General features: G+C 56.0%; 8 protein-coding genes. 3 read left to right on the forward strand and 5 right to left on the reverse strand.

Annotation, left to right across the window (positions count from 1 at the left end):
* The 3 genes from ACFE0K_RS15295 to ACFE0K_RS15305 form a co-directional block, all read right to left on the reverse strand.
* A partial coding sequence (locus ACFE0K_RS15295) for an immunity protein Tsi6 family protein (RefSeq protein WP_434536885.1) occupies positions 1 to 244 on the reverse strand: 244 nt, incomplete at its 3' end.
* Positions 245 to 343: 99 nt separating this feature from the next.
* Positions 344 to 1,384: a hypothetical protein gene (locus ACFE0K_RS15300; RefSeq protein ID WP_434536886.1), complete on the reverse strand. Its 1,041-nt coding sequence runs from the start codon at positions 1,382 to 1,384 to the stop codon at positions 344 to 346.
* The gene (locus ACFE0K_RS15305; protein ID WP_434536887.1) at positions 1,381 to 1,674 is read right to left on the reverse strand and encodes a hypothetical protein; all 294 of its coding nucleotides are present in this window, start codon (positions 1,672 to 1,674) and stop codon (positions 1,381 to 1,383) included. The genes ACFE0K_RS15300 and ACFE0K_RS15305 overlap by 4 nt, the downstream gene beginning before the upstream one ends.
* A 365-nt stretch (positions 1,675 to 2,039) precedes the next feature.
* Here ACFE0K_RS15305 and trmY point away from each other — a divergent pair, with 365 nt between their 5' ends.
* Complete coding sequence (gene trmY / locus ACFE0K_RS15310; protein ID WP_434536888.1) at positions 2,040 to 2,639, forward strand: tRNA (pseudouridine(54)-N(1))-methyltransferase TrmY; 600 nt, start codon at positions 2,040 to 2,042, stop codon at positions 2,637 to 2,639.
* Between the two features lie 319 nt (positions 2,640 to 2,958).
* On the opposite strand, the gene ACFE0K_RS15315 is transcribed toward trmY, so the two are convergent.
* Positions 2,959 to 3,366 carry an SMI1/KNR4 family protein gene (locus ACFE0K_RS15315; protein WP_434536889.1) on the reverse strand — a complete coding sequence of 136 codons (408 nt, stop codon included), beginning with the start codon at positions 3,364 to 3,366 and terminating at the stop codon, positions 2,959 to 2,961.
* A gap of 110 nt (positions 3,367 to 3,476) precedes the next feature.
* On the reverse strand, positions 3,477 to 4,598 hold the full coding sequence (locus ACFE0K_RS15320; RefSeq protein ID WP_434536890.1) for a sterol desaturase family protein: 1,122 nt from the start codon (positions 4,596 to 4,598) through the stop codon (positions 3,477 to 3,479).
* A 300-nt stretch (positions 4,599 to 4,898) separates the two neighbouring features.
* Between ACFE0K_RS15320 and ACFE0K_RS15325 the strand changes: the two genes are divergently transcribed.
* Both ACFE0K_RS15325 and ACFE0K_RS15330 read left to right on the forward strand, forming a co-directional pair.
* Complete coding sequence (locus tag ACFE0K_RS15325; protein WP_434536891.1) at positions 4,899 to 6,779, forward strand: ATP-binding cassette domain-containing protein; 1,881 nt, start codon at positions 4,899 to 4,901, stop codon at positions 6,777 to 6,779.
* A gap of 14 nt (positions 6,780 to 6,793) precedes the next feature.
* The gene (locus tag ACFE0K_RS15330) at positions 6,794 to 8,125 is read left to right on the forward strand and encodes a succinylglutamate desuccinylase/aspartoacylase family protein (RefSeq protein ID WP_434536892.1); all 1,332 of its coding nucleotides are present in this window, start codon (positions 6,794 to 6,796) and stop codon (positions 8,123 to 8,125) included.
* Positions 8,126 to 8,208: the final 83 nt, after the last annotated feature.

The following is an 8,208-nucleotide window of genomic DNA, read 5'->3' on the forward strand; positions in this document are numbered from 1 at the left end:
AAGCTTCGACGAACTCTCGGTCCTGCTCATCCACCTCCCTTACGGCATAGTGCCCGGAGGTCAACCCAAAGAGCTTGCTTCGTTCCGCGCTAGCACCCTCAAAGTAAGAAACGAGCCACGCCAGCTGCGCCTGAATAGAATCCATGATCTCTGGCAAAGCAACCCAAGCATCGGTTGCTATACGCTCATTACAAATAGCCAAGGCATCTTTGCAAACCCGCGCTTTGATATCTTCCTGACTCATGACATGCCTATCTCATAACGCCCCAAGCAGAGGCTTATTTTGCGTTTTGGAGCGAAGCGACAGCAAAATAAGTCCTTCTGACTTGGCTTGTTATATGTTTTAGTTCCGTATCGAACAGTTTTCTGTGGCAGCTTCTTTATTCCCTTTTCTACGTTGCTTGAGAAAATCTATGGCCTCTGCTGCTTGAGCATCACCTGCAACAGCCGCTAGCTTTGTTAAGGCGGCCGAGAAGTCTTTCATGTTATGGTTCTCAATCAAATTGTCTTTATAAAATTGAAACCATCGCGTATTCATTCCTAGACCACCTGGGTTAGAATTGTCGTACCGGTCAAAATCAAACAACAACCATCTTGGCCACCTCAGAACTTCGCCTTTTTCATACAGACGTGTCACGTACTTTTTAGATTCATGCTTCTTAAAAATGGAATAGAGCCTTCCCCTGTTAGGAGATGAGTTGAATACAAACGCTCTGCTATTTGGAGTAAAGTCTTGTGCATATTGAGCTAGGCCACCACCTAAAGAGTGTCCCACAAATACTACATAATCGTAATTTAATTTCTCGTTGTTATCTGCAACCTGAAAAATGAGATCTCGGAACTTGATAGCGGATTCAAATTGCGAGTTCGAAAAGGGAGATTTCATAAATGAAAAATTGCCATGCCGGAAGTCGTCTGGGCCATCCGTACCACGATAAGCTATTACTAGCTCATTATCTCCCCTAGAAGAAGTTCTATGCCATGCTTGCGCGAAAAAACCATTTTTTAGCAACTCTTCGAAGTCGCCTTCAGATATTTTTATATTTATCCATTTCTCATCAAGCGGAAAACAGAGAGTCTCAGGTTCAAGGTAGGTTCGATCCGCGACTGCGGAATATACCCAACTAGCAACTGCATATTTTCTTTCCTCTATTGAGATTGCTTCATTTTTCGATTTTTTAAGATCAACCCAAAATTCTTCAAGATCTTCTAAATTGGCTAATCGCTCTGAAGGCTTTGGTGGAGAGCTACTACAACTTGCAACCATCAGAGCACCAAGAATAATTGGTATAAGTTTCATAACTCCCTCCCTATAGGTATATCCATATAACGCCAGCGCTCTGCCGCTTGTCGGCAGCAGCACCTTGTTAGCCGCAAAACTCACTTGAACCACTTTTCGTAGAGAACCGCATGGCAGCGCGATGCAATACAGCCAAAATACCAAGTAATTGCTGCATAGATGCCGATCAGAAACCAGGAGCCAATCGCCAGCGGCGGCAAACCAAATTTGTTGGTCTTTGCAATGAGATCAGGGACAACAGCCGATAAAGCCAACCCCCAATAACCCGCAACGATAAAAGACAACGCTCCGAGCAAGACCAAGAAGAGCGAGTGCACCTCAGCGAATGTACGTTTCTTTTGTCCCGACGTTAACAGACTCACCAACTCGTCCATGTGGATCATTTCCTTTCCTTCTGGCTAACAGCGTATTAATTAGAACGTTCCGCATAACTCGGTTCCGCATAACTCCGAGTCACCCGACCCTCAGGATCTATCAAAATACTCTCATATCAACCACTTAGAATGGAATAGCTAATATCCTACGCGGAGTTCATAGGAACCTTCCTTTGAACTCCGTTCCTGATATCCCTTTTCCCTTCAAAATATTTTCACCTGGAATCAGTGCGTTACGGTTTTCGTCCAGAGTTATGTGGAACGTTCCGCTGAAAACGGGCAGTCATTGCCAGCTTATGGGCAAGCATCTACGACCAGACAGCGACTGATGTACAATCCCCTCACATTCTCCAGAGCCCTAGATAATGCGTACCTTTGTCCTTCGCGCCCGCGCCGCCCCTACCGACAGCCAGGCTCTGCTGGCCAATGTGGGTGGCGATGCCCATACGGAAATTCTCGCCCATACGCTGATGAACAGCCTGTTTGTGGCCCAGTCCCACCGGGATGATGTGGTGGTGCATCTAGTGCTGGAGAGCACCCAGGATTACTCCCGCACCATCAGTTTCACCGGGGCGGAGATGCAGGACATCGGTGGCTTCCATGAGAAGGCGCTACTGGCCAAGGTGGCCAACGCGCTGGATGTGTCACAGGGGCTGGGCAAGGAGCAGGAACGGGCCGTGGAGCCAGGTATTCGGGTGCGGACGCTGAGTTTTGAGCGGCTGGTGAAGGATCTGGCGGAGGAGCATCAGCTGTATGTGATGGACAAGAAGGGGGACAGCATCCGTGAAGTGGGCTTCGGGGAGGCCCCCTGCTTTCTGCTCACCGATCATATCCCCATGCCGAAGAAGACCTTCAACAGCTTGAAGCGGCTGGGGGCGGAGAAGATCAGCCTGGGGCCGCGGATGCTGTTTGCATCGCAGTGTGTGGTGTTGATTCAGAATGAGCTGGATTTGGCGGGGGTGTGAGGAGGAACGGTTCTCCAGGGCCGCTGTAGGAGCGGCGCTCCCTGTGCTCTGCGAGTATGAGCCGCGAACCGGCGTGGCACCCAAGTTTCAGGTTACCGATGCGCTATTCGGAAAAACCTGTTGAGTCCTACAATTCTTTGATCGCCCTCAGGGCGATGCCCTCGCAAGCGAGGGTTCGCGGCTCAAGCGCCGCTCCTACGGTGGCTTCGTCCACAGCGTCATTCGCGCCTCGAGAGGCGCTCCTACAGCGGCTCTGTCAGAGGGGATGCCGCGGTTTTCAGCTATTAACTATTCACTGTTAACTATTAACTGCTCTTAATCAGCTTTCCAGCCACACCTCTCTGGCCCACTGCCAGATAGAACTCCAATCCTCGTCCTCGTTGACGCCTTCTCCCGGTACCCAGAAGACGATCTGGCCATCCTGGCCGATGGCGTAGAGGCCTTCTTCGGCCTGGCAAACCGGGATCAGGGAACGGGGCATGCCCTGGTTCCATGCCTGGGCCGCCAGCTCGGGGAGGAAGTTGTGGGCGTAGTCGTCCATGACAGTGGCCGGTTCCAGGCTGCCGCAAAGGATGTCACCGGTGGTGAGCAGGAACTCCTTGTACTCTCCCGGCAGGGAAATCAGCAGTTGTTCCTCGATTTCCACCAGCCGGTCTTCGTCCGGCAGCTCCAGGGCTACCAGAGAGCCCTGGTGGCGTTCACGCAGCAGGTCGATCAGGTCATCCATTTAAGCTATCCCGGTTGGAGCACATTCAAAACCCTGCTTCACCACAGAGAGCACAGCGTTCACTGAGAAACACCTTAGCTCTGTGTTCTCTGCGCCCTCTGTGGTGATAATTATTTATCCCGACGGAACGGGAACAGGAACTGGTCGACCACGCCTTCCGGTACCTTGGTGCTGGCCCGGGTGCCGTACTCGGCAGCCAGTCGGTTGGGCATGATCAGGGTGCCAAACAGTTTATCGTAGATGGGCAGAAAGGCGGCGTAATTTTTGTCCACGGCTTCGTCTTCCGAGGAGTGATGCCAGTGGTGGAATTCCGGGGTGGCGATAAGCCAGCGGATGCCCGGAAACCGGAAGCGCACGTTGGCGTGGATAAAGATGGCGTGGAAGGACACGAACACCAGGTAGGCATACACCGCCGACGGCGAAAAGCCCAGGATGAAGATGGGCAGGTAGCCGATAAAGCGGTTGGCGATGATTTCCACCACATGCAGGCGCGAGGAGGCCAACCAGTCCATCTGGGTGGTGGAATGATGCACCGCGTGGAATTTCCACAACCACGGTACTTCGTGGAAGGCCCGGTGAATCCAGTAGCTGCCCAGGTCGATAACGATGAGGATCTCGATGAACTGCAGCCACAGGGGCTGGCTGGCGATGGCCTGCTGGAAGCCAATATCCACCTTGTCGTGCAGCACCACCTGGATGGGAATGATGGTGAAGAAGCTGATCAGCTGCAGGCCCACATGGCTGAACAGGAAGTATTTGATATCCGTGACCCAGCCACCGCGCAGGGTTTTCTGGTCCGGGTCTTTGGGGAAGGCCCGCTCAAGGGGGATAAAGACCAGGGCCAGCACCAGCAGGGTGAGGATGAAATAGTCGAGCCCGGCGTAGAGGCTGCGGCCGTCCACTGGCGGCACATCCAGGCGCCCGGAACCGATCAGCGCGGCCATGCAGGCCAGCACCATGCCGATAATGCCGTAGCGCTTTTCCTGATGACGCAAGACACTGAAGAAGCCACAGACAAAGCCGATACCGATGCCAATGAACAGGGCAATGCGCAGCACCTCGGCGTTATAGAAGGCACGGAAATCCGGGGTGGTCAGCAACTCCGGGTAGAGGAAGCAGAAGCTGCCCATCAGCGCCAGAACCCCCAGCCCGATGGATACGGTAGCGGTGATCTTGCCCTGCCCCGGGGTCAGATCCACCTCTTCGTAACGTTCCCGCAAAAAGTCTGTCATGTGTTGTTCTCCTTATGGGCCAAGGCTGCCCGATGATCCCTTCAGACACCACTACACGCCCGTAACAAGCTGCTACACTGCGCGTTCAAAAACATAGTGACTAGCTACGAGCTGCTAGCTACAACGCGATCCGGCTTCGGGGGAACAGAATAACGCTGTGCCCGCGACCACATTGCGATAATCGCGGCCACTGAGTCAGTCGTTTCCTGCCTGACTAATGCGCGTTGTAGCTAGAAGCTAGAAGCTCGTAGCTAATCACGGCTCCACCCCATTATTCACATATTTGGTTATCCATAAAGTATGCCTCTCATTACCCTCCGCGACATTCAGCTCAGTTACGGGCAGCAACCGCTGCTGGATCACGTCACCCTGTCTATCGACCCGGGGGAGCGGCTTTGTCTTATTGGTCGTAATGGCGCCGGCAAGTCCACCCTGATGAAGGTGATTGCCGAAGAGATCCATGCGGATGACGGCCAGATCGAGAAGACCCAGGGGCTGACCGTGGCACGCCTGGAGCAGGAAGTGCCGGACGACCAGGACCACAGCGTCCATTTCATGGTGGCTGAAGGCCTGGGCGAGCACGGAGCCCTGCTCAGCGAGCACGCCGAGCTGGTCCACCATCTTGGCGATGGTGACAACAAGGTGCTGGCCCGGTTCGAACAATTGAGCAGCGAGATCGAGGCCTGTGGTGCCTGGCAGCTGTCACAGCGGGTGGATACGGTGCTGTCCAAACTGAAGCTGGATGGCGATCAGGCCTTTGCCGGCCTGTCCGGGGGTATGAAGCGCCGGGTGCTGCTGGCCCGGGCGCTGGTACAGGAACCGGATATCCTGCTGCTGGACGAGCCTACCAACCACCTGGACATGGATTCCATCCAGTGGCTGGAGGAATTCCTCAAGAGCTACGGCGCCACCCTGGTGTTCATTTCCCACGACCGGGCCTTTATCCGCTCGCTGGCCACTCGCATCATCGAGCTGGACCGGGGCAAGCTGACCAGCTGGCCGGGCAGTTATGAGAAATACCTGAGCGGCAAGCAGGCGGCCCTGGAAGCGGAAGAGCGTGCCAACGCCGAGTTCGACAAGAAACTCAGCCAGGAAGAAAAGTGGATCCGCCAGGGCATCAAGGCCCGCCGCACCCGTAACGAAGGCCGGGTGCGTGCGCTCAAGGCCATGCGTGATGAATTCGCCCAGCGCCGTAATCGCACCGGCACTGCCAACCTCACCATCCAAGGCGGGGACAACTCCGGCAAGGTGGTGGTGGAAGCCGAGCACCTGGATTACACCGTGGACGGCAAGACTATCGTGCAGGACTTCTCCGTGAATCTGCTGCGCGGTGACCGGGTGGGCATCCTTGGTCCCAATGGCTGCGGTAAATCCACCGTGATTCGCCTGTTGCTGGGTCGGCTGGCACCGGATAGCGGCAACGTGAAGCTGGGCACCCAGCTACAGGTGGCCTACTTCGATCAGTTGCGCGATACCCTCAACGAGGAAAAGAGCGTGATCGACAACGTGGCCGAAGGCTCCGATGTGGTCACCATCAACGGCCAGAACAAGCACGTGATCGGTTACCTGCAGGACTTCCTGTTCGACCCGAGCCGGGTGCGCCAGCCGGTGAAGTCCCTGTCTGGCGGTGAGCGCAACCGCCTGCTGCTGGCCAAGCTGTTCACCAACCCCTTCAACCTGCTGGTCCTGGATGAGCCTACCAACGATCTGGACGCGGAAACCCTGGAGCTGCTGGAAGAGCAGCTGATGAATTATCAAGGCACTCTGCTGCTGGTAAGCCACGACCGGGAATTCATCGACAATGTGGTGACCTCTACCCTGGTGTTCGAAAACGGCGAGCTCAACAGCTATGTGGGCGGTTATCAGGACTGGTTGCGTCAGCGTCCGGAACCTGTGAAGGGAAAAGCCGTCAAATCCGCCAAGCCAGTGCTCGAACCGGCCCCGACCGCGCCCAAAGCCAAGAAGCTGTCCTACAAGGATCAGCGGGAGCTGGAGCAATTACCGGAGCGGATCGAGCAACTGGAAACGGCACTGGAAGCGGTGCAGGCTCGCATGTCGGACCCGGCTTTCTTCAAGGGTGATCCGGCCGAGATCAGCGCCGCTCAACAGCAACAAACCGAGCTGCAGGCGGAACTGGAAACCACCTTCGCTCGCTGGGACGAGCTGGATCAGCTTGGCTGAATCAAGGAGTTTTTGTGTATAAAACGCGGTCCTCATTCGCTATCACGACGATCTTTGTCCTGTTCGGCCTGGTGGCAACGCCTGGCTGGACCAATGAAGTGGAAGATGAAGAACGGGCCGTGGAGCGCCAGCAGGAAAGCGATGGCCAGGCCACTGCCGGTGACGGCAATACGGACACGGACAAGGCCGACGACGCCGTAGCGGGTGACCCGGCTCAACCGGCGGCGGACCCGGCTCCCCTGCCCTTGTCCCTGCTGGGACGGCAGGTGGAACCGGGCAGCTTTGCCACTCTGCACTGGACCCCGGATCAATCGTTCGCCTCCATTGCCACCCCGGTGCCCGTGCTGGTGGCCCATGGCGACAAGCCCGGGCCGCGGCTGTGTCTGACTGCGGCCATTCATGGCGATGAACTGAACGGCATCGAGATGGTGCGTAGGCTCATGTACGAGCTGGAGCCGGATCAACTGGCCGGCACCGTGATCGGTGTACCCATCGTCAATCTGGATGGCTTTCGCAGCGGCTCACGCTACCTGAGCGACCGCCGGGATCTGAACCGCTATTTCCCGGGCAACAAGAATGGCAGTGCCGCCAGCCGCGTGGCCCATTCCCTGTTCAGCAATATCGTCCGCCACTGCGATTATCTGGTGGACCTGCACACCGGTTCCCAGAAACGGGTCAACCTGCCACAGCTACGGGCCGACCTGGACAACCCGGATGTGGTGGCCTTTGCCAAGCATTTCGGCGGTATGACGGTACTGCACAGCCCTGGCGTCACCGGCATGCTCCGTGACGCGGCGGTGAAAAAGAACATTGTGGCGGTGACGATGGAGGCCGGTGGCCCTAACCGGCTGGAAACCGAGGCGGTCAGCAATGGTGTACAGGCCATCGATACCCTGTTGGAAAACCTGGGCATGCGTAAGGCCAGCCGCTTCTGGAGTGCCCCACAGCCAGTGTTCTATGAGTCCGAATGGATTCGTGCCACCCAGGGCGGCATCCTTCTTGCCGAAGTAGAACTGAACCAGAACGTGAAAAAGGGCCAGGTACTGGGCACCGTCACCGACCCTATCAGCAATACCGGCAGCGCCATCATTGCGCCTTATAACGGCCGGGTTCTGGGGATGGCAGTGAATCAGGTGGTCCATGCCGGCTTTGCGGCTTTCCGCATCGGCGAGGAAAAGACCACCGAGGAAGTGGAAGCCAAGGCGGAGAAAGCCACCCAGGAAAAAGAGGAAAAGCGCCAGCAGCAGGATGACACCCCGGCCCACGAACCGCCGGCACCGGAGCCAGATCGGGCCGATGACCTGAGCAGCCAGGCGGAAGAAGAGGAAAGTCACTCGGAAGAGTGAGGCGACCGATCAGAGAGATAATAAAAAAGGCTTCCTCCAGGAAGCCTTTTTTGTGGATGCCTTAAAACCCACACCCAACTCCA

Origin of the sequence: Alcanivorax sp., from assembly GCF_051117345.1 — a bacterium.
Lineage (GTDB): Bacteria > Pseudomonadota > Gammaproteobacteria > Pseudomonadales > Alcanivoracaceae > Alcanivorax.